Annotated in this window: 22 protein-coding genes; 13 read left to right on the top strand and 9 right to left on the bottom strand. The window is 74.8% G+C overall.

The window, feature by feature from the left end:
• Window positions 1-60 precede the first annotated feature (60 nt).
• Window positions 61-1281: an ROK family protein gene (locus ACFXPX_RS17440; RefSeq protein ID WP_380589152.1), complete on the top strand. Its 1221-nt coding sequence runs from the start codon at window positions 61-63 to the stop codon at window positions 1279-1281.
• A gap of 79 nt (window positions 1282-1360) precedes the next feature.
• On the opposite strand, the gene ACFXPX_RS17435 is transcribed toward ACFXPX_RS17440, so the two are convergent.
• Window positions 1361-2536, bottom strand: a complete 1176-nt coding sequence (locus tag ACFXPX_RS17435) for a S1 family peptidase (protein WP_380642045.1) — start codon at window positions 2534-2536, stop codon at window positions 1361-1363.
• Window positions 2537-2773: 237 nt separating this feature from the next.
• Here ACFXPX_RS17435 and ACFXPX_RS17430 point away from each other — a divergent pair, with 237 nt between their 5' ends.
• Window positions 2774-3280 (top strand): hypothetical protein, encoded by a 507-nt coding sequence (locus ACFXPX_RS17430; protein WP_380589158.1) that lies wholly within the window; start codon window positions 2774-2776, stop codon window positions 3278-3280.
• A gap of 1 nt (window position 3281) precedes the next feature.
• On the opposite strand, the gene ACFXPX_RS17425 is transcribed toward ACFXPX_RS17430, so the two are convergent.
• The 6 genes from ACFXPX_RS17425 to ACFXPX_RS17400 all read right to left on the bottom strand — a co-directional run bounded on the left by ACFXPX_RS17425 (window position 3282) and on the right by ACFXPX_RS17400 (window position 7577).
• Complete coding sequence (locus ACFXPX_RS17425) at window positions 3282-3932, bottom strand: transcriptional regulator (protein WP_380523019.1); 651 nt, start codon at window positions 3930-3932, stop codon at window positions 3282-3284.
• A gap of 225 nt (window positions 3933-4157) precedes the next feature.
• Window positions 4158-4556 (bottom strand): hypothetical protein, encoded by a 399-nt coding sequence (locus tag ACFXPX_RS17420; protein WP_380642043.1) that lies wholly within the window; start codon window positions 4554-4556, stop codon window positions 4158-4160.
• Window positions 4557-4665: 109 nt separating this feature from the next.
• On the bottom strand, window positions 4666-5244 hold the full coding sequence (locus ACFXPX_RS17415; protein ID WP_380642040.1) for a DUF6817 domain-containing protein: 579 nt from the start codon (window positions 5242-5244) through the stop codon (window positions 4666-4668).
• 108 nt (window positions 5245-5352) lie between these two features.
• Window positions 5353-6225 carry a ketopantoate reductase family protein gene (locus tag ACFXPX_RS17410; RefSeq protein WP_380642038.1) on the bottom strand — a complete coding sequence of 291 codons (873 nt, stop codon included), beginning with the start codon at window positions 6223-6225 and terminating at the stop codon, window positions 5353-5355.
• An 82-nt stretch (window positions 6226-6307) separates the two neighbouring features.
• Window positions 6308-6856 carry a hypothetical protein gene (locus tag ACFXPX_RS17405; RefSeq protein ID WP_380642035.1) on the bottom strand — a complete coding sequence of 183 codons (549 nt, stop codon included), beginning with the start codon at window positions 6854-6856 and terminating at the stop codon, window positions 6308-6310.
• Window positions 6857-7052: 196 nt separating this feature from the next.
• A complete protein-coding gene (locus ACFXPX_RS17400) occupies window positions 7053-7577 on the bottom strand; it encodes a hypothetical protein (RefSeq protein ID WP_380642032.1) in 525 nt (174 codons plus the stop codon).
• A 124-nt stretch (window positions 7578-7701) separates the two neighbouring features.
• Here ACFXPX_RS17400 and ACFXPX_RS17395 point away from each other — a divergent pair, with 124 nt between their 5' ends.
• The 4 genes from ACFXPX_RS17395 (at window position 7702) to ACFXPX_RS17380 (ending at window position 13003) form a co-directional block, all read left to right on the top strand.
• Window positions 7702-9069, top strand: a complete 1368-nt coding sequence (locus tag ACFXPX_RS17395) for a HEAT repeat domain-containing protein (RefSeq protein ID WP_380642029.1) — start codon at window positions 7702-7704, stop codon at window positions 9067-9069.
• 250 nt (window positions 9070-9319) lie between these two features.
• Window positions 9320-10093 (top strand): ABC transporter ATP-binding protein, encoded by a 774-nt coding sequence (locus ACFXPX_RS17390; RefSeq protein ID WP_380523027.1) that lies wholly within the window; start codon window positions 9320-9322, stop codon window positions 10091-10093.
• A gap of 5 nt (window positions 10094-10098) precedes the next feature.
• Complete coding sequence (locus tag ACFXPX_RS17385; RefSeq protein WP_380642026.1) at window positions 10099-11493, top strand: FtsX-like permease family protein; 1395 nt, start codon at window positions 10099-10101, stop codon at window positions 11491-11493.
• 211 nt (window positions 11494-11704) lie between these two features.
• Window positions 11705-13003 (top strand): sensor histidine kinase, encoded by a 1299-nt coding sequence (locus ACFXPX_RS17380; RefSeq protein ID WP_380642066.1) that lies wholly within the window; start codon window positions 11705-11707, stop codon window positions 13001-13003.
• A 45-nt stretch (window positions 13004-13048) separates the two neighbouring features.
• Here ACFXPX_RS17380 and ACFXPX_RS17375 read toward each other — a convergent pair whose 3' ends face one another.
• Window positions 13049-13714 carry a response regulator transcription factor gene (locus ACFXPX_RS17375; protein WP_380405365.1) on the bottom strand — a complete coding sequence of 222 codons (666 nt, stop codon included), beginning with the start codon at window positions 13712-13714 and terminating at the stop codon, window positions 13049-13051.
• A 114-nt stretch (window positions 13715-13828) separates the two neighbouring features.
• Here ACFXPX_RS17375 and ACFXPX_RS17370 point away from each other — a divergent pair, with 114 nt between their 5' ends.
• Window positions 13829-14353 carry a MarR family winged helix-turn-helix transcriptional regulator gene (locus tag ACFXPX_RS17370; protein WP_380642023.1) on the top strand — a complete coding sequence of 175 codons (525 nt, stop codon included), beginning with the start codon at window positions 13829-13831 and terminating at the stop codon, window positions 14351-14353.
• Complete coding sequence (locus ACFXPX_RS17365; protein WP_380642020.1) at window positions 14350-15873, top strand: MFS transporter; 1524 nt, start codon at window positions 14350-14352, stop codon at window positions 15871-15873. Before ACFXPX_RS17370 ends, ACFXPX_RS17365 begins: the two co-directional genes overlap by 4 nt.
• Window positions 15874-15955: 82 nt before the next feature.
• Here ACFXPX_RS17365 and ACFXPX_RS17360 read toward each other — a convergent pair whose 3' ends face one another.
• A complete protein-coding gene (locus tag ACFXPX_RS17360) occupies window positions 15956-16993 on the bottom strand; it encodes a ScbA/BarX family gamma-butyrolactone biosynthesis protein (RefSeq protein ID WP_380642017.1) in 1038 nt (345 codons plus the stop codon).
• Between the two features lie 608 nt (window positions 16994-17601).
• Between ACFXPX_RS17360 and ACFXPX_RS17355 the strand changes: the two genes are divergently transcribed.
• The 5 genes from ACFXPX_RS17355 (at window position 17602) to aspA (ending at window position 23690) form a co-directional block, all read left to right on the top strand.
• Complete coding sequence (locus ACFXPX_RS17355; protein WP_380642014.1) at window positions 17602-18702, top strand: lactonase family protein; 1101 nt, start codon at window positions 17602-17604, stop codon at window positions 18700-18702.
• 197 nt (window positions 18703-18899) lie between these two features.
• The gene (locus ACFXPX_RS17350) at window positions 18900-19577 is read left to right on the top strand and encodes a FadR/GntR family transcriptional regulator (protein WP_380523089.1); all 678 of its coding nucleotides are present in this window, start codon (window positions 18900-18902) and stop codon (window positions 19575-19577) included.
• Window positions 19574-21094 (top strand): amino acid permease, encoded by a 1521-nt coding sequence (locus ACFXPX_RS17345; protein ID WP_380523033.1) that lies wholly within the window; start codon window positions 19574-19576, stop codon window positions 21092-21094. The genes ACFXPX_RS17350 and ACFXPX_RS17345 overlap by 4 nt, the downstream gene beginning before the upstream one ends.
• 81 nt (window positions 21095-21175) lie before the next feature.
• On the top strand, window positions 21176-22204 hold the full coding sequence (locus ACFXPX_RS17340) for an asparaginase (protein ID WP_380589199.1): 1029 nt from the start codon (window positions 21176-21178) through the stop codon (window positions 22202-22204).
• A 76-nt stretch (window positions 22205-22280) separates the two neighbouring features.
• On the top strand, window positions 22281-23690 hold the full coding sequence (aspA, locus tag ACFXPX_RS17335) for an aspartate ammonia-lyase (RefSeq protein ID WP_380642064.1): 1410 nt from the start codon (window positions 22281-22283) through the stop codon (window positions 23688-23690).
• The last annotated feature ends 57 nt before the right edge of the window (window positions 23691-23747 follow it).

The following is a 23747-nucleotide window of genomic DNA, read 5'->3' as shown; positions in this document are numbered from 1 at the left end:
CCGTCCGCAGGCAACGGGCCGCCAGGAGCGGCCCGTCGGCAGCCCAGACCGGAGGAACCGATGAGCCCCCACCAGCCGACCAGTCGTCCGGCGGCAGGGGCCCCCGGGGTGCCGTGGAACCGGCAGCGGCTGCGCAGCAACAACGAGTGGCTGCTGCTGGAGCTGCTGCGCACCGGCGGCGGTACCTCGCGCGCCCAACTGGCCCGGGACACCGGCCTGTCCAAGCCCACCGTGTCCGCCGCGCTGGCCGACCTGGAGCAGGCCGGGCTGGTCCGCGAGGCCGGGCGGGTGGCCCCGGAGCGGGGCCGCACCGCGGTGCTCTACGAGGTCGACCCGACGGCCGGTCACGTGCTCGGCGTGGACGTCGGCCGGGCCCGGCTGCGGGTCGCCGTGGCGGACCTGGCCGGCACCGTGGTCGCCCGGCGGGACGTGCCCAACCGGGGGCGGACCGCGGACGCCGTCGCGGACGCGGTGGTCGCCGCCGCGGGGGAGGCGACCGCCGAGGCGGGCCTGGCCGCCGGGGACCTCGTGCACGCGGTGATCGGCACGCCCGGGGTGTGGGACGAGGAGCGGCGCGGCCTCCGGTACGCCACCAGCCTGCCCGACTGGGGCCGGCCGGGGCTGTTCGACCGGATCGGCCAGGGCCTGGGCACGGCCGTGACGGTGGCCAACGACGCCAACCTGGCCGCGCTCGGTGAGTACACCCTGGGAGCCGGGCGCGGCAGCCGGATGTTCGCCTACCTGCTGGTCGGCACCGGCCTCGGGGTCGGGGTGGTGAAGGACGGAGAGCTGCTGCTCGGTGCGCACGGCGCGCTCGGCGAGATCGGCCTGGTGCCGCTGCCCGCCCGTCCGGGCGAGCCGGCCGTGACCACGCTGGAGGAGGCGGCGGCGGCGGACGCGGTGGTGCGTGCCGCCCGGGAGTTCGGGCTGGCGGGGAAGGGCCGGAGCCGGCTGACCGCCAAGCAGGTCTTCGAACGGGCCCGGGCCGGGGAGGACGCGGCGCTGCGGGCGGTGGAGTGGGAGGCGGAGCGGCTCGCGTACGCGGTGGCGGTGCTGTCCGCCGTGCTGGACCCGGACCTGCTGGTGCTCGGTGGGGGGATCGGCAGCAGCGCGGACCTGCTCCTGGAACCGCTGGAGCGGGCCCTGCGCCGCTTCGCGCCGATGCGTCCGACGCTCGCCCCGAGCCTGCTGGGGGAGGAGGCGGTCCTCCTGGGCGCGGTGGCCACGGCGCTGGAGACGGCGCGTCCCGAGGTGTTCGAGCGTCGGACGGCGGAGTTGTGAGGCCGGGGCCGTAGGTGTGAGGCGGGGTCCGTAGGTATGGGGCCGGTGGGTGTGGGGGAGCCCACCGGCCCCGGGCGGGTCAGCCGGTGGCCAGGGTCAGGCCGTAGGTGCTGAGGATCGGGTTGACCGGCTGGAAGTAGGTCTCGCCGCCGGAGGTGCAGTCGCCGGAGCCGCCCGAGGTCACGCCCTGGGCCTGGTTGCCGGAGATGAACGAGCCGCCGGAGTCGCCCGGTTCGGCGCACACGTCGGTGCGGGTGAGGCCGTAGACGCTGCCCTCCTGGTAGTTGACGGTGGCGTTCAGCTCCTGGACGGTGCCGCAGTGCCAGCCGGTGGTGGAACCGGAGCGGCAGACCGAGCCGCCGACCGCCTGCTCGGACGAGCCGCCCACCGTGACCGTGCCGCCGGCGTAGTCGTTCACCTGCGGCTGGGCCGTCCAGTCGGATCCGGCGGCCACCCAGGAGTAGTCGTTGCCCGGGAAGGTCGAGCCCTGGAAGGTGCCGATCGAACTGCCGTCGGAGGTCGTGGCGTTGGAGCCGGGCTGGCCGCAGTGGCCGGCGCTGACGAAGCCGGGCTGGCCGTTCTGGGTGACCGGGAAGCCGATCGAGCAGCGGGCGGCGTTGTCGATGTAGTAGGCGTCCCCGCCGTGCAGGTCGGCGAGCGGTCGGGGTGCGGCGGTGGCCCGCTCGACCCGGACCAGGGAGCGGTCCACCCCGGCCCGGTCCAGGAAGGCCCCGGTGCGGGCGTCGTCGGCGGACTGCACCACGACGGCGTTGGAGCGGACGTCGACGTACCAGAGCGGGGTGGCGTCCGGGGCGGCCGCCCGGGAGGCCCGGTCGAGCGCGTCCTTCGCCCGGTCCAGGGACGCCAGCGCGTGGCGGACGACGGTGGCCCGGCCGCCGTGGGCGGTGATGGTCCGGGCGGCGGAGGCGTCGGTGGTGGCGACCACCAGGTCGGCCTGCGGTCCGTCGATCCAGGCGCCGGCCCAGCGCTCGCCGAGCGCCTGGGTGAGGGCGTGCTGGACGGCGGTGGCGCGGCCCTCGCGGGCGATCCGGTCGGCGGCGGCCTGCGGGGCGAGCCCGAGGTCGCGCTGCATCGCGTGCAGCAGGGCGGTGGGCACGGCCGCGGTGCGGGTGGGGGTGGCGGCCAGGGCGGCCGTGACGGACGGGTCGTCAGCGGGGGCGCTGACGGCGGGTGCTGCGGTGAGCGCGACGGTCGCGAAGGCTGCGGCGACGGCCAGCGCACGGATCCGGAGCATGGGGTCTCCTCGTTCGGCGTGGGGGTTGCCGGAACCGTAGCGACCTGATTGGCATGTCCGGAACATGTCGTAACGCCCCGCGCTCCGGCGCTATACCCCCCGCCGGAGACTCGACGTGGGGGCCGGAAGATCTCGATCCGCCAACGAGTGGGGAAACGGTGCTCACGGCGTGTGCGGACTCTGCTTGAATCGCACGCCTCACCCGTACGGACCTACGGAACGGAGCGTTCTCCCCTCATGGCCTCACCGATATCCGGGCGCCGCAGAACGGCCGGCCTGGCCGGATTCGCCGGACTCGTCCTCACCGTCGGCCTGGCGCTGACCGGTTGCGACCCGTCGGCGGCGGACGCCACGCCGACCTCCTCCCCGACCGTCGCGGCCACGCCGGCTTCCGCCACGCCCACCGCGGCGAGCCCGACGGTCCCGGCGCCGCCGGTGGTCACCCCCTCGGCGCCGCCCGTCGCGTCCGCCCCGCCGCCGTCCGCCCCGCCCGCCGCGCACCCGCAGACGCCGTCCGCCAAGCCGCAGCCCAAGGTCACCACCGCCCAGCCGCCGAACGACCCGCAGCCCCAGCACACCCAGGCGGCGGGCGGCACCGAGTGCGAGCTCCGCTCCAATGCGGGCAACTGCTACGCGGCCGGCCAGTTCTGCCGCAACGACGACCTGGGCCGGAGCACCCACGACGCCAACGGGCGGATGATCTACTGCCGGATGGTCAGCGGAAAGCCGCACTGGCAGGCGTGAGTCACCCGCCGAGGGTGTCCCAGAACAGGTGCTCGTAGGCCTGGAGCAGCAGGCCGTACTCCCGGGCGGCGGCCAGTGCGGGGTCGTCCAGCGGGTCCGGCCCGAGGGCGTCGGCGGCCTGCTGTTCCAGTTCGGGGGCCGGCTGGGCGAAGAAGTCGAAGAAGGCGCAGGCCTCGTCGGAGAAGCCGTGGTGGCGGCGCAGCGCCGCGGCGATGGTGGCACAATAGCCGCCCCAGGCAGCGAAGTTGGCCACCAGGGCGGCGGCTGCGGCCGGTGGCGGGGCGTTCAGGGCGAGCCAGGCGAGGTAGGACGGGTAGGCCTGGCAGCCGGGGAGCGGTACCCGGGCGGCGGCCGCCCGGCGGTCCAGGCCGCAGGCTTCGGCCAGGGCGGGCAGGGCGCGCAGGGCGGCGCTCTCGCCCCCGGCGAGAGTGACGTACCAGGCGCCGAGCGGCCGGTCGGCGCAGCGGGTGGCGAGCAGCAGCAGGCTGCGCCGGTCCGAGGTGATGATCCGCTGCTGCTGGGCGGCGAGTTCGGCCACCGCGGAGAGCGGGGCGGTGCCGGCGGCGAGCGCGGTGACCAGGGCGGGCGCGGTGTCGCCGGGGGCCGACTCGGCGCGCAGGCGGCGGATCTGGTCGAGGATCGGGTGGTTCACCGGTGCCTCCGGGGTGCGGTTCGGTCCGGTGCCCATTCCTACCGCGTGCGGGCCTCGGTGCGGTGGCGACAGGCCGGGGTGCCCGGGAGCGCTCGGGGATGTCCCGGGAGCGCTCGGGGATGTCCCGGGAGCGCTCGGGGATGTCCCGGGGGTGCTCGTGCGGTGCGGGTGCCGGGAGCGCCCGGTGGTTCGGCGCTCCCGGCCCGGGTGGCGGCTGTGCGGGGATCAGGCTCCGGCGCAGGCCTTGGTCAGCTCGCCAGCGGCGTCGCCGATCGGCCCGAAGTCGGGTTCCTTGCCCTTGGAGACGGCGGTCTGGGCGTTGTCCACGGCCTTGGACAGCTTGTCGGCCGCCGTGTCCACCTTGCCGTCCCCGTCCTGGCGGATCTTCTTGACGTCCTCGACGATCTTCTTGAGGGCCGTGACGGTGTGTTTGCGCCGGTTGTCGTCGGTGATCTGGCCGACGTTGAGCGCGGAGTCGGTGAGGTCCTGGACGTCGCCGGTGAGGCTGATCGCCCGCTTCCCGCAGTCGAGGGCCTGGTCGGTGTTCTTGCACGCGGTCAACAAGGGGGCCGCCACGAGCAGAACGAGCGCGGTGGCGGCCAGGCGGTACGGCTTCTTTGTCATGTCTGTATCCCTCCCGCGTTCTAGAACGTCCCGTGCTCGCGCGGCGGTTCCGGCGTGGAGGGTGAACGGTCGGCGAAGTCTCGACTTCGGGTGAGAGAGTGACGGATCGTCAGGTCGCGCTGCTCTGCCGGTGATGCCAGTCCTGCCAGTCCTTCCAGGCGGCGGGCGGGAGCAAGGTGCGGCTGCGCGAGACGAGTTCGTGGAGGCCGGGTCCGTAGCGGGCGGCCAGCTCGGCGTTGTGGACGAACACGTCGAGCTCGTTGGCGGCGGTGATGGCGAGGAAGGCCCGCAGGTCCTCCTCCGGCGGGGTGTGGTCCTCGCCGGTGAAGCGGTCGTGGAACAGCGGCGTCTCGTCCCGGCCCAGGCGCGGGTAGACGGCGGCCCGGCCGCAGCTGGCGTACAGGTAGACGATCGCCTCGGCGCGGTCGCCCAGGAGCTCGACCAGGGTGGCCCGTTCGTCCAGGGCCAGCAGGGCGCCGTCGAACCCGTCGGTCCCGTACGCGGCGTGGCAGAGCCCGGCGGTCTGGACGGCGGAGTCGGTGCCCCAGTCGGCCAACCGGGCCGCCACCCGGGTCAGGTGCGCCAGCAGGGTCCCGCCCGGGTGGGGGATCCGGTCGGCCTCGTGGGCGCGCAGGAACTCCTCGATGTGGCTCCAGGCGGGAGCGGTGGGGTGATCGGGTGAGGTCATCCGTCGAGTTCTACTCCGGTGCCCGACCGCCCGCAACCGGGTTCGGCCATGGGGGTCGAACGCCCGCCGTCGGTCCGTGCAGAAGTTCGACGGCGGGAGTTCGAGGCGTCAGGAGAGTTCGCGCACCAGTCGGGCGATGGTCGGGGTGGGGACGGAGTGGGCTTCGGTGGCCCGCAGCACCGCGCCGCCGATCGCGTCGAGTTCGGTCGGTCGGCCCGCCTCGACGTCCCGCTGCATCGAGGACTTCATCCCGGCGGGGATCCGGTCGAAGGCGGCGAGCAGCGCCTGCGCATCCGCCGGGGCACCGACGGCGTCGGCGACGGCGGTGATCTCGTCCAGGACGGCGAGCAGTTCGTCCCGGTGCTCGGTGCGCACGACGCCGACGCCGTCGACGTGGCGGGTGGTCAGCAAGGCGAAGGGCGCGAGGAAGGAGAGCTTGCTCCAGAGCATCGCGGTCTCGTCCTCGCGCAGCGTGACGTCCAGCCCGGTGCGCCGCAGTTGCTCGGCGAACTCCGTCACGGGACCGGCGAGTTCCACGGCGGCGAACGGGCTGGTGTGCTCGATCCGGCCCGGCGCGGTACGGGTGGCCTCGACCCGGATCGTGCCGGCCACCACCTGCCCGGCCGGGTAGCGCCCGCGCAGCAGCGTCATGTGGTCCAGGCCGTTGAGCAGCGGCACCACGATGCCGGTGCCGAGCGTCTGCGGCGGCATCCGGTCGAGCGCGGCGGTCAGGGCCGTCTCCTTGACGGTCACGAAGGCGGCGTCGACCGGCGCACGGAGTTCGGTCGCGGCCTCGACCCGGGCGGTGAACTCGCCGAACTGGGTGCTGCGCACGTGCAGTCCGTCGCGGGCGAGGACGGCCGCGCTCTGCTCGCCGGCCAGGCAGATCACGCGGTGGCCGTCGCGCGCGAGCAGCCCGGCGATCAGGCCGCCGACGCCGCCGGGGCCGAGGACGGCGACGGTGAGGGGGGTGGTGGTCATGCGGACTCCTTCGTGGGGCGGGGTGGGGCGGGGTGGGGAGGGGTTGGTGACCGGTGCGTGAGCGGGGCGTTCGGGGCCGTCGCTACGGGGCCTCCCAGAAGAAGCGGCCCTCCAGGCCGTCCGGGCTGAGGAAGCCGGAGCCGACGCCGTAGCCGAAGTTGAGGAAGTACGGATCGCCGTCGTCGGGGGCGTCCGAGAGTGCGAAGAGGAACTGCCAGGGCGCGGGCACCCGGGCCCGGCCGTTCGGGAAGGACGGGAGGCCGCCGAGGTGGTCGCGCACGTGGTCGCCGTCCGGGACCGGGGCCTCGGGGCCCTCGTGGCGCAAGTACCGCTGGAAGGCGGCCCGTTGGTCCATCGAGCGGTCCAGCTCGGCCGACAGCGGCAGCAGGTCGAGGTGGAACTCGACCGGGACGGTCCGGTCGGCGTCGGGATCGTCGCGCCAGAGCGTGCGGCCCCGGGTGCCGGGCGGGCCGATCACGGCGAAGGACGGGATCCGGCCGCCCGGCTGGACGAGCAGCACGCCGTCGCCGTGCTCCGGATCCTGGCCGCCCATGATCAGCTCGTCCTCCTCCAGGAAGAGGTACGCCAGCCGCAACTCGTCGCCGGGGACGGGGAACTGGCCGATGAACACCAGGGGCTCGCCGGTGCCGGGGGCCAGCGGCCAGGTGGGTTCGGCCAGCCAGCAGGGCTCGCCGCCGAGCTTGGCGACCGGCTCGGTGATCGGCCGCTCGGCGGGGCGCGCGGAGAGCGCGAGGCGGGGGAGGAAGGCGGCGTCGTACGGGCCGGCGGCGGTGCCGGTGGGGCGCGGGGGCGACGGTGGGGGTGGTTCATCGGGTGGCCTCGGTGGTGGCGATGGTGCGGTGGAGGGAGACGAAGTCGAAGTGGTAGGGCGCCTCGTGGCGGGCCTTGCGGCCGGGGGCCGGGCGGGGCGGGCGTCCGGTGCTGGCATGGAGGTAGAGCCCCTGGTGGCGCAGCGTGCCGTGCTCCGGGTCCGGGACCGGCAGGCCCTCGGCGCGCAGGGCCTCGGCCAACTCCCGGGCCGGCCAGCCGAAGACGTCGATCCCGAGGTGGCCGACCGGGCAGGCGGGCCGGTCGTCGTACCGGTTCAGGCCCACCGAGACCCCCTCCAGGCCGCCGTCCTCGCCCCCGGACAGCGTGACGCCCACCCCGGGGAGTCCGAAGCCCAGGGCCCAGCTGGTGCCGCAGACGAAGGTCGGGCGCACCCCGTCCGGCAGCAGCTCGCCGTGCGGGGCCAGCAGCGCGCGCACGGCCTCCTCGGTGAGGCCGAAGCGCAGTTCGGGCAGCGGGGCCGGCAGGCGAACGCCTCGGCCGGGCAGCAGGTCGATGGTCACCCGATCATGATTCCTCCTCGGGCCCGCCGACGGGAGTCCGTGCTGCCGTGGCAGGCGTCACGGAGCGCGAGCCGCCGTAGGCTCGGTGCGGGGTGGCGCGGAGGCGGAACCAGAGGGGGAGCGGATGGCGGCGGATCAGGTACCGGCGGACGCCCGGCTCGTCGAGGCGGTGCGGGCCCGGGACGAGGACGCGGTGTGGGCGGCGCTCGGCGCTGGGGCGGACCCCGACGTGCGGGGCGGGGACGGGTTGCCGGTGCTGTGCGCGGCCGTGGCCGGGTTCGACCACGCGGTGGCCAACGCGCTGGTCACCATGGGCGCCGACCCCGACCTCCCGCTGCCGGACGGGACGACCCCGCTGCTGCGCGCCGTCGACCTGGGCTCGTACGCCGTCTTCGGAGCCGTCCTCGGCGAGGACCCCGCGCTGCGGCTGGGGCCGGCGGAGCGGGAGCGGCTGCTCGGGTTGGCCCGGTCCTGGTACGCGACGGGTGCGCGGGCCGAGCTGCGCCGCCGGACGGGCGCGGAGCGGCCGGGCGAGACCCTGCTGATCGAGGAGGAGTTCTGCCAGGTCGAGCAGGTCTCCCTCGGCGGGCTCACCGTCCGGGCCGGGCACGGGGCCGTGCTGACGACGCTGGAGTGGACCTTCCGGATCGCCACCCCGGTCGACGAGCTGGTGGCCCGGGCCGTGCGGCAGCCCGACGACCGCCACGTCGACGGGGCGGCGTGCCAGTACGTCCTCGCACAGCGCCCCGACAGGGCGACCTGGGAGGCGGTGATGGCGTACCGCCGGCACCCCGACCCGCGCCACCGCCGCTTCACGGCCTCCTTCCTGACGACCAACCGAATGGTGCCGCCCGCCCTGGTCCCCTCCTTCGAGGAGGAGAAGGAGGACGAGCTGCTCGCCGTCTGGGCGGCGGAGGAGACCGACGGCGAGGTGCTCGCGGAGGTCCTCCAGGCGCTGCTGATGCGCGACCACCCGGGGACGGAGGGCCTGGCGCTGCGCCACGCCGACCACCCGGACCGGGAGGTGCGCACCGTGGCGACGCACTGTCTGGGGGCGGGCGGTCAGCCCTTCTCGGCGGAGGTCACCGCCTGCCTGCTGCGGCTGGCGCGGGACGAGTGGCCGCCGGTCCGGGCCGGAGTGGCCTGGAGGCTTGAGAACGGTCCGCTGACGGAGGAGTTCAGGGCGGTGCTGCTCGCGCTCGCCGGGGACGAGGACGCCCGGGTGCGGCTCTCGGCCGGGTGCGCCCTGGCGGAGTCGGACGCGTCGGACGACCGGACGGGCGAGGTCGCCGACGCCCTGGCCGCGCTGTCGGACGAGGAGGACCAGCGGGCGCGGGTGGTCGGCGCGTACGGGCTCGTGGTGCGGGGCGACCGGCGGGCGGCGGAGGCGGTCGACCGGGTCGGGGCCCTCCCCTGGCACGAGTACCGCTACGACCACCGGGCGGAGGCGATCTGGGCCTGGCGGACACGCGGCGGGGCCGAGGGGACGTAGGGGGTGTCTTGTGGCTCAGGCCGGGCGTGCGACGCCGGGGCACGCACCTCGCCGCGTTGTCGTCGGTCGCCAATGCGCTGCATGGACTCCCTCCTCCGCCTTGCGATGCACGCACCCTGACGCCGCGGGCTCATCCGACCTGAGCCACAAGACACCCCCTGGCACCACCTGCGGGGTTCGGTTTTCCGAACCCCGGATTGGGGTGCCAGCACAATCGACCCGGTCGTCCCGGATGTCCAGGATTGGGGGCATGAACGGGATCACGACAGCCGCCGACCGGGCGGCGCACGGCGAGGTGACGGGGGCGGCCCTCAGCGGTGAGGGGCTGCACCGCGAGTACGGGCGCGGCGCGGCCGCCGTCCGGGCGCTGCGAGGGGTGTCCGTGGCCTTCGCGCCGGGCACCTTCACGGCGGTGATGGGGCCCTCGGGCTCCGGCAAGACCACCCTGCTGCACTGCCTGGCCGGGATGGACCGCCCCACCCGGGGCACCGTCCGCTGGGGCGGTACGGAGGTGTCCGGCCTGCCCGAACGGCGGCTCGCCGAGCTGCGGCGCACCAGGGTGGGGTTCGTCTTCCAGGCCTTCAACCTGATGCCCGCGATGACGGTCGCGCAGAACGTCGAACTGCCCGGGCGGCTGGCCGGGAACCCGCCGGAGCGGGCCCGGGTGCGGGAGGCGCTGGCCCGGGTCGGGCTGGCCGGGCGGGAGCGGGACCGGCCGGGCCGGCTCTCCGGCGGCCAGCAGCAGCGGGTGGCCATCGCCCGCGCCCTGGCCGCCCGGCCCGAGGTGCTGTTCGCCGACGAGCCCACCGGCGCGCTGGACCGGGCGACCGGGCGCGACGTCCTGGACCTGCTGCGCGCGGGCGTGGACGAGGACGGGCGGACGTGTGTGATGGTCACCCACGATCCGGTGGCCGCCGGCTACGCGGACCGGGTGCTGCTGCTGGCGGACGGCCTGCTGGTGGACGAACTGGACCGGCCGACGGCGGCGCAGGTCGGCGAGCGGCTCAGCAGGTTGGGCGGGTGAGGGCGATGCGTGGCGGTTCCGTGCCGACCCTGGCGGTCGGTCAGATCAGGCGCCGGCCGGCGGCCTTCGCCGGGCTCGCGGCGGCGCTGTTCCTGGCGGTGGCGGCGGTGACGCTGTTCGGTTCCCTGGTCGCCGCCCAGGTCACGGCGCCGGCCCCGGTGGCGCGGGCGGCGGTGGCCGGGCCCGGGCTGCTGGTGATCGCGGGGGCCTTCGGTGAGATCGCCGTCCTGGTCGCGCTGTTCGTGGTGGTGAACGCGCTCGGGTTCACCCTCCGTCAGCAGCACCGCGACCTCGCCCTGCTGCGCACGGTCGCGGCGACGCCCCGCCAGATCCGGCGGCTGGTGCGCCTCCAGGTCACGGCGACGGTGCTGGCGGCGGCCGTTCCGGGCGGTGCGGCGGGCCACTTCGCCGCCCGGGCCTTTCTCACCGCGCTGCAGCGGCGCGGGATGGCCGCACCGGGGCTGCGGATACCCGGGACACCGGTGCCGGTGCTGATCGCGCTCGCGGTGGCGCTGCTGGTCGGCCTGGCGGCCACCGCGCTCACGGTCCGGCGGATCACCCGGCCCGCCCCGGCGGCCGCGCTGACCGACAGCGCGGTCGGGCAACGGTGGACGGGCGTGGTGCGGCTGCTGATCGGCGGGGCGGTGTTGGCGGGCGGCGGTCTGCTGCTGCGGCTGGCCGGCACCCGACCGGCCGGGGAACTGGACAAGGCGGGGCAGGCGGCCCTGCTCGGTGCCCTGGTGCTGCTGGTCGCCGTCGCCCTGCTGGGGCCGGTGGTGGCCCGGCCGCCGATGGCGGTGCTCGGTGCCCCGGTCCGGGCGCTGCTGCCCCGGGTCGGCTGGCTGGCGGACGCCAACCTGCGCGGCTACGCCGTCCGGCTCTCCTCGGCGGTGGTCCCGGTCGCGCTGCTGGTCGGGCTCTCGGCCACCATGTTGATCATGACCGGCACGGCGCAGCGGGCGGCGCTGGCGACCGGGGCCACGACCAGCGTCACCAAGGCCAGCGACGTCTGGCTGCGGCAGGCGGAGCTCGGCCTGCTGGCCGGCTTCGCGGCGGTCTCCACGGTCAACACCCTGGTCGCGCTGACCGCCGACCGGCGGCGGGAGTTCGCACTGCTCCGGCTGGTCGGGGCGACGCGGCGGCAGCTGCTGCGGATGCTCCTCGTCGAGGCCGTCCTGACCACGGCGGTGGGCGTGCTGCTCGGTGCGGCGGTGGCGGCCGCGGCGACCGGGGCGTTCAGCCGGGCGGTCACCGGGTCGCTGCTGCCGGTGGTGCCGGGAGCCGCCTGCGGCTGGGTGGTGGCGGGCGCGGCGGTGCTGACGGTGCCGGGGATCGTCGGCACGGGGCTCTGGGCGATCGGCGGGCGCGCGGTGGAGGAGGTGGGCGGGGAGCGGGGGTGAGTGGGGGTGAGCGGGAGGATGGCGGCTGCGGGCGGCCTTGGACAGCTGAGGAGGGATGAGGGCGGATGAGGACTGCGGAGGTGAGAGGAGGTTCGGGGCGGCCTCGGGCCGTGAGGTGGCCTGCGGTGACGGAGGGTCCGGGCGAGCGGCGGACCTGGTGGTGGCTGGGGGATGCTGGGGGTCGGTTGATCGGTGAACGGTGGGGCACGTGGTGACTCGGTGGCGGCGCGGACTGTCGGTGCGGGGCGGTGAGGTGGCGTTCGCCCTCCTCGGACTGCCACTCGGAGTGCTGGGCGGCGTCTACGCGGTCGCCGTGCTCTACGCGGGGGCCCTGCTCTCGCTCACCGTCCTGGGGCTGCCGTTCGTCGCGGCCGCCCTGGTCGGGGCACGCGGGATCGGCGGGCTGCACCGGCGGCTGGTCGGGCGGCTGCTGGGCGAACGGGTGGCCGCGCCACCGGCGTCGGCACGCCCCTCGGGGCTGCTGGCCCGGGGGCGGGTCGTACTGACCGACCCGGTCGCCTGGCGGGCGCTGCTCTACCTGCTCCTCCGGCTGCCGCTCGGCGCGCTCGGCTTCCTGGCCGTGGTCGGACTGCCGCTCGGCTCGGTGTGGCTGGCGGGCTTCCCGCTCTGGGTACGGCTGTTGGAGCCGGGGCCGCGAGCGGTCGACTGGCTGGACGTCGCCGGGCCGCCGGTGGGGCTCGCGGTGCTGGCCGCCGTACCGGCCGTACTGCGGGCCCTGAGCCGGGCCAATCGCGCGCTGGCCCGGGCGCTGCTCGGGCCGGTGCGGTCGCAGCAGCGGGTGCGGGAGCTGGAGCACGCCCGCGCCACCCTGCTCGCCGAGAACACGGACCGGCTGCGGCGGCTCGAACGCGACCTCCACGACGGCACCCAGGCGCAGTTGGTCGCGCTCGCCATCACCCTCTCGCTGGCGGACGACGCGCTCGGCGAGGCGGCGCCCGGCGGGGCAGTGGCCTTCGGTGGGGCGGCGGCGTCCGGGGCCGGTGCCGGTGCCGGGAGCGACGCCGGGAGCGGTGCCGACCTGGGGCGGCTGCGCGCCCTAGTCGACCGGGCGCGTGGGCAGACCGATGACACCATCACCGGGCTGCGGCGGCTGACCCGGGGCATCCACCCGGTGGCGCTGGACGGCGGCCTGGCCGAGGCGCTGCCCGCACTGACCGCCACCTCGCCGGTGCCGGTGACGCTCCGGCTGGACCTGCGGGAGCGGCCGGCGGAGGTGATCGAGCGCGCGGTGTACTTCTGCGCGGCCGAACTGCTCACCAACGTGGCCAAGCACAGCGGCGCCCGGGCGGTCGACCTGACGGCGAGCGCGGTCGACGGCCGGGTCCGGCTGACGGTGCGCGACGACGGGCGCGGGGGCGCCGGGATCGGTACGGGGACGGGGCTGACGGGGTTGGCCGAGCGCCTGGCGGCGGTGGACGGGAGGCTGCGGGTGGACAGCCCGCCCGGTGGGCCGACGCTGGTCACGGCGGAACTGCCGAGCAGGCTGTGAGGCCGTTGGGCCGTGTCGCCCCGGACGGGCAGGGGGCCGGGCCGCTCAGGCCCCGGTCTCCGCGAGGTAGGCCAGGACGGCCTTGACCCGGCGGTTGTCGGCGTCCGTTGCGGGCAGGTCGAACTTGGTGAACACAGCGGCCACGTGCTTCTCCACCGCTCGCTCGGAGACCACCAGCCGTCCCGCGATCGAGCGGTTGGAGTGGCCCTGGGCCATCAGCTCCAGTACCTCGCGCTCGCGGGCGGTGAGCGAGTCCACCCGGTTGCGCCGCCCGCCGTGCATCAGCCCGTTGACGATCTCCGGGTCGAGCGCCGTGCCGCCCGCCGCGACCCGGTGCAGGGCGTCCACGAACTCGGCGGTGCGGGCCACCCGTTCCTTGAGCAGGTAGCCGATGCCCGCGGCGCCGCCGGCCAGCAGCCGGGCGGCCCAGGCGGTCTCCACGTGCTGGGAGAAGACCAGGATGCCGGTCCCGGGTGCGGTGGCCCGGATCTCGACCGCGGCCCGGATCCCCTCGTCGGTGTGGGTGGGCGGCATCCGGATGTCCACCACGGCCACGTCGGGCCGGTGCTCGGTGACGGCGGCGACCAGTTCGGGGGCCGTGCCGGCGGTGGCGACCACCGCGCACCCACGGGCGGTCAGGAGCTCGACCATCCCCTCGCGGAGGATCACCGAGTCCTCGGCGAGGACGACGCGGAGCTGCTTGTCGATCATGACGCCATTATCCGGACCGTCCGGGTGGGCGGTGGTGCCGGGTCCGGTTCGTCCTGGCGGTGTAGGTCTACAGCAAGGCTGGACAGTTTGGACTGATGAAATTACCGTGGAGCGGTGACCGAGAAGCGAACCGCCCCAGCCGTTCCGGAGGCACCGCCTGCCTCGGAGTCCCATGCCGACACGGCCGCGCTGGCCGCCCGGGAGCTCCGGGCCGTGTTCAGCAGGTTGCGCCGGACCCTCCAGGAGAAGGGACAGGGTTCCAGCGGGCTCACCCCCTCGCAGACCGCGGTGCTGAACCGCCTGATCACCGACGGGCCGGCCGCCGCGAGCGCGCTGGCCGCTGCGGAGCGGGTCCGGCCGCAGTCGATGGCCGCCACGCTGGCCGCGCTGGAGGCGCACGGGCTGGTCGCCCGCCGCCCCGACCCCGAGGACGGGCGCCGCCAGGTGGTGGACCTCAGCGCGACCGGGCTGGAGTGGATCGCGGACAGCCGCCGGGCCCGTGAGGAGTGGCTGGCCAGGGCCCTGGGAGAGGAGTTCAGCGAGGCCGAGCGCGCCACCGTGCTGGCGGCGCTGCCCCTGCTGGACCGGCTCAACCGGGCGAGTCGGCTGAGCCGACCGAGCCGGCTGAACCAGCCATGACCGGCCCGTCGACGCTGCTGGCGCGGCTGCGCTCCCGACGCCAGGGCGCGGACCGGGCAGCGGCCCCGTCCATCCCGGCCCAGTCCGTCCCCGCCTCGTCCGTCCCGGCCCCGCTGGCCCCGACCGGAGCCGACGGGCCGGCTGGGCCCGGGCCCGGGGACGGGTTCAACCGTCGGCTGCTCGCCCCGATGGTGCTGGGTTCGGTGCTCAACCCGATCAACTCCTCGATGATCGCGGTGGCCCTGGTGCCCGTCGGCACCGCCTTCGGTGCGCCGCCCGCCGAGACGGCCTGGCTGGTGAGCGGGCTCTACCTCGCCACTGCCGTCGGCCAGCCGGTGATCGGCCGGCTGGTGGACAGCTACGGGCCGCGCCGGCTCTACCTGGCCGGGACGGCGCTGGTCGGCCTGGCGGGACTGGTCGGTGTGCTGGCGCCCACGCTCGGGCTGCTGGTCGTCGCCCGGGTGCTGCTCGGGATCGGCACCTCCGCCGCGTACCCGGCCGCGATGTACCTCACCCGCAGCGAGGCCGAGCGGACCGGGCGGACCGGGCGGACCAGCCCCACCGGGGTGCTGACGGTGCTCGCCGTCGCCAACCAGACCATCGCCGTGATCGGGCCGACGCTCGGCGGCCTGCTGATCGGGCTGGGCGGCTGGCGGACGATCTTCGCGGTCAACGTCCCGCTGTCGCTGGCCTGTCTGGTGCTCGGGTCCGCCCGGCTGCCCGTCGCCGGGCCGCGGCGGGACGGCCGGGACGGCGGGGGGCGGCTGGACCGGTCCGGGATCGCGCTGTTCGCCGTCCTCCTGCTGGCACTGATGCTGTTCGTGATGCGGCCCGGGGCGGAGCGCTGGTACCTGCCGGTGCTCGCGGTCCTGGCCGGCGTCGGATTCGTGCTCCGGGAGACCAGGGCCCGCAGCCCGTTCATCGACCTGCGGGCCCTGGCTGGCAACCGTCCGTTGGTCGCCACCTATCTGCGCCAGGTGCTCGGCTGCACGGCGGGTTACGCCTTCCTCTACGGCTACACCCAGTGGCTGGAGCAGGGGCGCGGCCTGAGCGCCGCCTCCGCCGGGCTGGTGCTGCTGCCGCTCTCGCTGACCGCCCTCGCGGTCTCCGGTGCGACCGGTCGCCGTGCGGCGGTGCGGGGCAAGCTGGTGGTCGGCGCGGCGGTCCAGATGGCCGCCTGCGCGGCCCTGTTGACGGCGGGGTCGGCGAGTCCGCCGGTGCTGCTGATCGCCGTCGGGGTGCTGGCGGGCATCCCGCAGGGGCTGATCGGCCTCGGCAACCAGACCGCGCTCTACCACCAGGCCGACCCGGCCGCCATCGCCTCCGCGGCCGGGCTGCTGCGGACCTTCATGTACCTCGGGGCGATGGCCGCCTCGGCCGCGAACGCGGCCTTCTTCCCGCACGGCGCCACCACGGCCGGACTGCACCACCTCGCGCTGTTCATGTTCGGCGGCGCGGCCCTGCTCTTCCTCCTCGTCCTCCCCGACCGCTCGCTCGGCCGACTCGGGAGTGCTTCCTGATCAAGGGACATGACGGACCGTCAGTCAGCGGTGCGGGCCCGTCCGACCCGGGGCCGGACGGGCCCGCACGGGGGCGTGCGGGTCAGCCCCGGTCGGGTCGGCCGGTGAGGACCGTGGTGAAGACCGGCTCGCCGTGCTGGTGTCCGGTCACCGTGGTGGTGACGGTGTCCGGCTCCTCGCCGGGGGTGTGCCGGGCGGTGACGGTGGTGGGCGCGTCGTGTTCGGCGTAGCGGTGGAAGGCGGTGGCCGCGGCGGTCGGGGCGATGGTGGCCGGGGCGCCGAGGGCGTTGGCGGCCTGGCGGGCGGCCTCCAGCAGCACCATGCCGGGGATGTGGTCGCCGGCGTGGTCGAAGAGGATCGGGTGCCGGAGGTCGGGGGTGAGGAGCCAGGTGCCGGGGGTGTCGGTCGGGGTCAGCACGACGTCGCAGGGCCGGACCCGCCCGACCAGGGCGGGCGGCAGGGGGCGGCCGGACCCTGCCTCGGTTGCGACCGGTATCGGGCTGCTCACGGGGCGGGCGCCGCGCAGCCGGCGGTAGGTGGAGTCCGGCACGGTGGTGAAGCGGGCCTCGCCGGTCGCGGCCAGGTGGGGGCCGCGGCGGACGGTCGCGGTGAAGGTGAAGTCGACCGTGCTGCGGGTGCGCCGAGGGCGCGGGAGGAGTCTGGCCTCGATGGTGAGGTCGGTGGGTGTCTCCCCGATGGACAGCCGGCGGGCGCGGGCGGTGTAGTCGAGGTTCCACATCAGGAACCTGTGGTCGAGCGGGACGCCGTACCGGGTGTGGGCGAGGTAGAGCCCGGCTTGGCGAACCGTTTCGGCGGCGAGCATCGGGTCGTACCTGGTCCCGTCCGGGGTGCTGAAGAAGGTGTGCGCCCGCGGCCACTGGGCGGTGACGGTGAACGCGGTGTCGCCGAGCGGCTCGCTGCCGGTGATGAAGACCTCGGCGTGGCAGGCCCGGTGGACGTACTCCTTGGCGACGGTGCTGGTCAGTCGGGGTGCCGGAGCGGCCGGGCGGATCGGCGCGGGGGGTGTGCCGAGGGGCCCGCCGGCCGGGGCGGGGGCCGGGGTCGGGGTCGGGGTCGGGGTCGGGGCGAGTGTGGGGGCGAAGTAGGCGAGCAGGGACATGGGGGAGCGCTCCAAGGGGCCGGGGTGGGCGGGACCGGCTGCTCAGGGCGCGTGGGGGTACGCACCTGCCGGTCCGCTCGTCGGGGAGCCGGGGCCGGGGGCGCGTCGGCGGCCGAGCGCAGCCGTGTCAACGCCGGGACTGTCCGTCCGCGCCCGACCGATCACCTCGACGGTCAGCACACGGCCGTTCACCTGCGGTGATGCGGACGATCCGGGTTGACGAGCCCATCATCACAAGCGCTGGGAGCAGGGGCGTCACCGGCTCGGGCGGCCCGGTCGTAGCAGCGGAACGGGGCCGGTGCCGGGCCTTCCCGGGTGGTCGTCAAACGGCCGACCGGGAGGCGCAGTTGCCGCGCCGTACCACCCGCCCGATGCCGGTTCCCGCGCGCTCGGCCGCCGGATAGACTTCGGCACTTCCCGCCCCCCCTCACCCCACCCCCCACCTCACGGCCCGGTGCCACCGGGACGATCGACGGGTCCGCCCGCTCGTGGGGTGACCACCTCGACAGCCCGGCGCGAGCGCGTACGGCCGATCCCGTACGGCCGATGCCGGGTGAGACCGGCGTCGCGGATCGCGCGCCACCCGGAGAGCAGAGAGCAGGTCTTTCGTGAACCATCCTCCGACCACGTCGCCCGGCGGACTGCTGGTCATCGGCAGTGCCGCCCCGGCCGACGTTCCCGGAGCGGGGTTGTGCACGGTCGGTTACGACGGAACCGGCGCCATGAGTCCCGTCCGCACACTCCCGCTGGACCACCCCTCCTACGCGGCGGTCGACCCGACGCGCGCGGTCGTCCACGCCGTCCTGGAACAGGCGGTCGGACGGATCGTCTCGGTGCGGGTGGATACCGGTGCCGAGACCGGTGCCGCTGTCGCTGCTGGTGCCGTGGTCGCCGACGCCGTCAGCGGCGGTGCGGGCCCCTGCCACCTCGCGGTCCACCCCAGCGGGTCGCACGTCTTCGCGGCCCACTACGGCGACGGCGTCCTCTCGGTCGTCGCGACCGGTGCCGACGGCGCGGTCGCCACCGCCGAGCCGGTGCAGACCGTCCGGCACCCGGGCCGGGAGGCCTCCGGGGACCGGCTCACCTCCCCGCACGCCCACATGGCGGCCCCCTCGCCGGACGGGCGCTTCCTGCTGTGCACCGATCTCGGCACCGACCGGGTGTACGTCTACGCCTTCGATCCGGACGACGGCCCGCTCAGCGCCCACCGGACGGTGCAACTGCCGTCGGGCCGTGGCCCCCGGCACCTGGTGTTCCACCCGTCGGCCCGGTACGCCTACGTCCTGAACGAACTCTCCTCCACCCTCACCGTCTGCACCTGGGACGCGCTCTCCGGCCGCCTCGACCCGGTCGCCGAGGTCGAGACCCGACGGGATCCGGGTGCGCCGAACGCCAACTCCGCCGCCGCGGTCCGCGTGTCGGGCGACGGCCGTTTCCTCTACACGACCAACCGCGGCGACGACGCGATCTCGGTGTACGCCCTGCACGAGGACGGCGCGTCCGTGGAGCTGCTCACCACCGTGCCCTGCGGCGGGACTTGGCCGCGCGACATCGCGCTCACACCGGACGGCCGGCTGCTGTTCTGCGCCAATCAGCGCTCGGACACGGTCACGGTCTTCCACCGCGACCCGTCGACCGGCCTCCTGAGCCCGGCCGGGGAGCCGCTGGCGGTCAGTGAGCCCACGTCCGTCCTGCCGATCGCCCGCTGACCTCGGGCCCCGAGGTGCCCGGCGGGTGAGCCGTCGGGCACCGACGGGCCCGTGGACGTTCTCAAGCGGTCCCTCATGCGGTCTCTGAGGTGAGCGCTCCCGATGTCTTGACACCGTCCGCCCCGTCGGCCCAGGATCGTCCTGTGAACCTGTCAGACAGCCAGACAGCCGGATCGGTCCCCCGACGCGTGAGCGCGATGGAAGCGGTGTTCGGCCACCTGCGCGGCGCCATCGAGCGCGGCGAGTACGCCGTGGGGGACAAGCTCCCCTCCGAAGCGGAGCTGTGCCGCACGCTGGAGGTCAGCCGGCCCGTGCTGCGGGAGGCGCTCCGGGCGCTCCAGACCATGGGCCTGACCGTCTCGAAGACCGGCAAGGGCACCTTCGTCGTGGCGAACACGGTCGACGACCCGACCTTCGGCGACTACGCGGCCAGCGACCTGCTGGAGGTGCGTCGGCACGTCGAGATCCCGGTCGCCGGGTACGCGGCGCTGCGCCGGACCCCGGAGGACCTGGACCAGCTGGCCCACCTGCTCGACCGGATGGACCGGGAGACCGACACCACCGCATGGGTCGCGCTGGACACGGTCTTCCACCTGGCGGTGGCCGAGGCCTCCCGCAACCCGGTCTTCCGCCGGGTCATCGAGGAGATCCGCGACGCACTGGCGCGTCAGTCGGCCTTCCTCAACGAGCTGGGCGATCGCCGCGAGCAGTCCAACTGCGAGCACCGGGCGATCGTCGAGGCGCTGGTCGACGGTTCCGAGCCCGACGCGGTCGCGGCGATGTCGCACCACCTCCACCGCGTCGAGGCGACCCTCACCCACATCGTGCACCCAGGACGCACGGAGACCCCCACGGAAGGCAGAGCCGAGGCGTGAGCGAGCAGTTCCTCGACGACGAGAAGCGCCGCACGACCCCCACCACCTCCACTATCCCGACTGCCCCCACAAGCCCTGAGAGCCCCACGAACCTCACCGCCCCCACCACCTCCACGACCCGTCACGTCGACGCCGGTGACGCCGGTTACAGCAAGTCCTTGAAGCCCCGGCACGTCAACATGATCGCCATCGGCGGCGCCATCGGCACCGGCCTGTTCCTCGGCGCGGGCGGTCGGCTCGCCGACGCCGGGCCCTCCCTGTTCGTCGCCTACGCCGTCTGCGGCGCCTTCGCCTTCCTGGTCGTGCGCGCGCTCGGCGAACTCGTCCTGTACCGCCCGTCCTCCGGCGCCTTCGTGTCGTACGCCCGGGAGTTCCTGGGGGAGAAGGGCGCGTACACCGCGGGCTGGATGTACTTCCTCAACTGGGCGACCACGGGTATCGCCGACATCACCGCCGTCGCCACCTACACCCACTACTGGCACCTGTTCTCCGACATCCCGCAGTGGGTGATCGCGCTGGTGGCCCTGGCCGCGGTGCTGACGGTGAACCTCATCTCGGTGCGGATCTTCGGTGAACTGGAGTTCTGGTTCGCCATCGTCAAGGTCGGCGCGCTGCTGGTCTTCATGGGCATCGCGATCTTCCTGCTGGTCACCCGGCACCCGGTCGACGGCGCCGTCCCCGGCCCGTCCCTGATCACCGACAACGGCGGGATCTTCCCCAACGGCCTGATGCCGATGCTGCTGATCATCCAAGGAGTCGTCTTCGCCTACGCCTCGGTGGAACTCGTCGGCGTCACGGCAGGGGAGACCGAGAATCCCGAGAAGATCATGCCGAAGGCGATCAACTCGATCATGTGGCGGGTGGGCCTGTTCTACGTCGGCTCGGTCGTCCTGCTGTCGATGCTGCTGCCCTGGAACAGGTACAGCTCCGGCCAGAGCCCGTTCGTGACCGTGCTGTCCCACATCGGCGTCCCGGCGGCCGGCAGCGTGATGAACCTGGTCGTCCTCACCGCGGCCATGTCCTCGCTCAACTCTGGCCTCTACTCCACCGGCCGCATCCTGCGCTCCATGGCCGTGAGCGGCTCGGCCCCCCGGTTCACCGCCCGGATGAGCCGCACCCAGGTGCCGTACGGCGGCATCCTGCTGACCAGCGGCATGTGCGTGCTCGGCGTCGGCCTCAACTTCGTGGTCCCCGCCGACGCGTTCGAGATCGTGCTGAACTTCGCGGCGATCGGCATCCTCGCCACCTGGGGCATGATCATGGTCTGCCACCTCCTCTTCTGGCGGAAGACCCGGGCCGGCGAACTGACCCGGCCCGGCTACCGCCTCCCCGGCTCGCCGTGGACCGAGCTCGTGACGCTGGCCTTCCTCGTCTCCGTCCTGGTCCTGATGTACGCCGACGGCGGCGCCGGGCGCACCACCGTGCTGTGCCTGCCGCTGATCGCCGGGGCGCTGGTTGCGGGCTGGTACGCGATCCGCGGCCGGATCGCCCGTGTCGCCGCCGGGGCCGGCGACTGAACCCGCCGGCGGCCCGAGGGATCCCACACGCCGGGCTCCCGCAGGCCGCCGGCACAACCACCACCGATCGAGGCACGTCTCATGTTCAACAGTCCCCTCGCGGACGCCCCCGCGATCCGCGAGCCCCGCCACGAGCCCGTCGCCCACGTGATCCGTGGCGAAGTGGTCGAGGGCGTCCACTACGGTTCCGTCGTCGTCCTCGGTGAGGACGGCGGCGGCAACGGCGAGGTCCGGTTCCGGCTCGGCGACGTCGAAGCCGCCTGCTACCCGCGATCGGCCCTCAAGCCGCTCCAGGCCGTCGCCATGGTCCGGGCGGGCCTGCCGCTCGACGGCGAACTGCTCTCCCTCGCGATGGGCAGCCACTCCGGTGAGGAGCGCCACCTCGCCGGTGCCCGGCGGATCCTGGAGCTCGCCGGCCTCTCCGAGGACGACCTGCGCAACGTCCCGGACCTGCCGTACGACCCGGCTGTCCGCGACACCTGGATCCGGGAGGGCCGCCCGGCCTCCCGGCTCGCCCAGAACTGTTCGGGCAAGCACGCCGCGATGCTCTACCTCTGCAGGCTCAACGGCTGGTCGTCGGCCGACTACGACGACCCGGCCCACCCGCTCCAGCGGCTGATCGCCGGGGTCGTCGAGGAGTTCACCGGCCAACGCATCGCGCGGGTCAGCGTCGACGGCTGCGGCACCCCGCTGTTCGCCGTCTCGCTGCACGGCCTCGCCCGCGCCGCCGCCCGCATCGCCACCGGCGCGCCGGGGACCCCCGAGTCCCGGGTGGCGGACGCGCTGCGCGGGCACCCGGAGATGGCCTCCGGCGCGGGCCGGGACACGGCCGCGCTGATGCGCGCCGTGCCCGGACTGCTGGCCAAGGACGGCTTCGAGGGTGTGCAGATCGCCGCGCTGCCGGACGGCCGCGCCGTGGCCGTGAAGATCGCCGACGGGGCGAACCGGGCGCGCGTCCCGGTGGCGGCGGCCGCGCTGGCCCTGGCGGGGGTCGAGCCGCGGCTGCTCACCGCGTTCGCGGGGGCGCCGACGACCGGTGGCGGCAGGCTCGTCGGCGGCGTCCGGCCGGTGGCGGCGCTCGACCCGTCGGCGCTGCCCGCCCCCGTCTGACCCGATCCACCGTTCCACGAAGGAAGAGGACCGCACACCCATGACCGCCGCCATACCCACGATCGCCGCGACCCCCATGACCGCCGCCACCCGCAGCGAACACGACCTGCTCGGAGACCGCGACGTCCCCGCCGACGCCTACTGGGGCGTCCACACGCTGCGCGCCACCGAGAACTTCCCGATCACGGGCACGCCCATCTCCACCTACCCGCACCTGATCGACGCCCTCGCCGCCGTCAAGGAGGCCGCCGCCCTCGCCAACGAGGAACTCGGCCTGTTGGAGCCCGCGAAGGCCGCCGCGATCGTCGCCGCCTGCCGTGAGATCCGGGGCGGCGGGCTGCACGAGCAGTTCGTCGTGGACGTCATCCAGGGCGGCGCCGGGACCTCGACCAACATGAACGCCAACGAGGTCATCGCCAACCGGGCGCTGGAACTGCTGGGGCACGCCAAGGGGGAGTACCGGCACCTGCACCCCAACGAGCACGTCAACCTGGGCCAGTCCACCAACGACGTCTACCCGACGGCCGTCCGGATCGCGACCGTCTTCGCCGTGCGCGGCCTGCTCGACGCGATGGCCGTGCTCCAGGACGCCTTCGCCCGCAAGGCCGTCGAGTTCCGCGACGTGCTGAAGATGGGCCGCACCCAGCTGCAGGACGCCGTGCCGATGACGCTCGGGCAGGAGTTCTCGACGTTCGCGGTGATGCTCGACGAGGACCGCAGCCGGCTCGGGGAGGCCGTCGAGCTGATCCTGGAGATCAACCTCGGTGCCACCGCGATCGGCACCGGCCTCAACGCCCCCGCCGGGTACGCCGAGTCCGCGCGCCGCCACCTCGCGGACCTCACCGGGCTGCCCCTCGTCACGGCGGCGAACCTGGTCGAGGCCACCCAGGACTGCGGGGCGTTCGTCCAGATGTCCGGGGTGCTCAAGCGCGTCGCCGTCAAGCTCTCGAAGAGCTGCAACGACCTGCGCCTGCTGTCCTCGGGGCCGCGCGCGGGCCTCGGCGAGATCAACCTGCCGCCGGTGCAGGCCGGTTCGAGCATCATGCCGGGCAAGGTGAACCCGGTGATCCCCGAGGTCGTCAACCAGGTCGCCTTCGAGGTGATCGGCAACGACGTCGCCGTCACGATGGCCGCCGAGGCCGGGCAGCTCCAGCTCAACGCCTTCGAGCCGATCATCCTGCACTCGCTCTCGGAGTCGATCACCCATCTGCGGGCCGCCTGCCTCACCCTCGCCGAGCGGTGCGTCGTCGGCATCACCGCCAACACCGAGGTGCTGCGCGCGACGGTCGAGAACTCCATCGGCCTGGTGACCGCCCTCAACCCGCACATCGGGTACACGGCCGCCACCGACATCGCCAAGGAGGCGCTGGCCAGCGGCCGGGGCGTGGCCGAACTCGTCCTGGAGAAGGGGCTGCTCCCGGCCGAGCGGCTCGCCGCCCTGCTGCGGCCCGAGGTGATCGCGGGCACCGGCGCGCCGGTGGCCTGACGCGGAGCACGGATAACGAAGCGCGGAGCACGGAGCACGGCGAACGCGTCGAACGAC

Origin of the sequence: Kitasatospora sp. NPDC059146, from assembly GCF_042786665.1 — a bacterium.
In the GTDB taxonomy this organism is placed as follows: Bacteria; Actinomycetota; Actinomycetes; order Streptomycetales; family Streptomycetaceae; genus Kitasatospora.
Note: the sequence above shows the minus strand (reverse complement) of the source record. Positions and strands in the feature narration are given on the sequence as shown.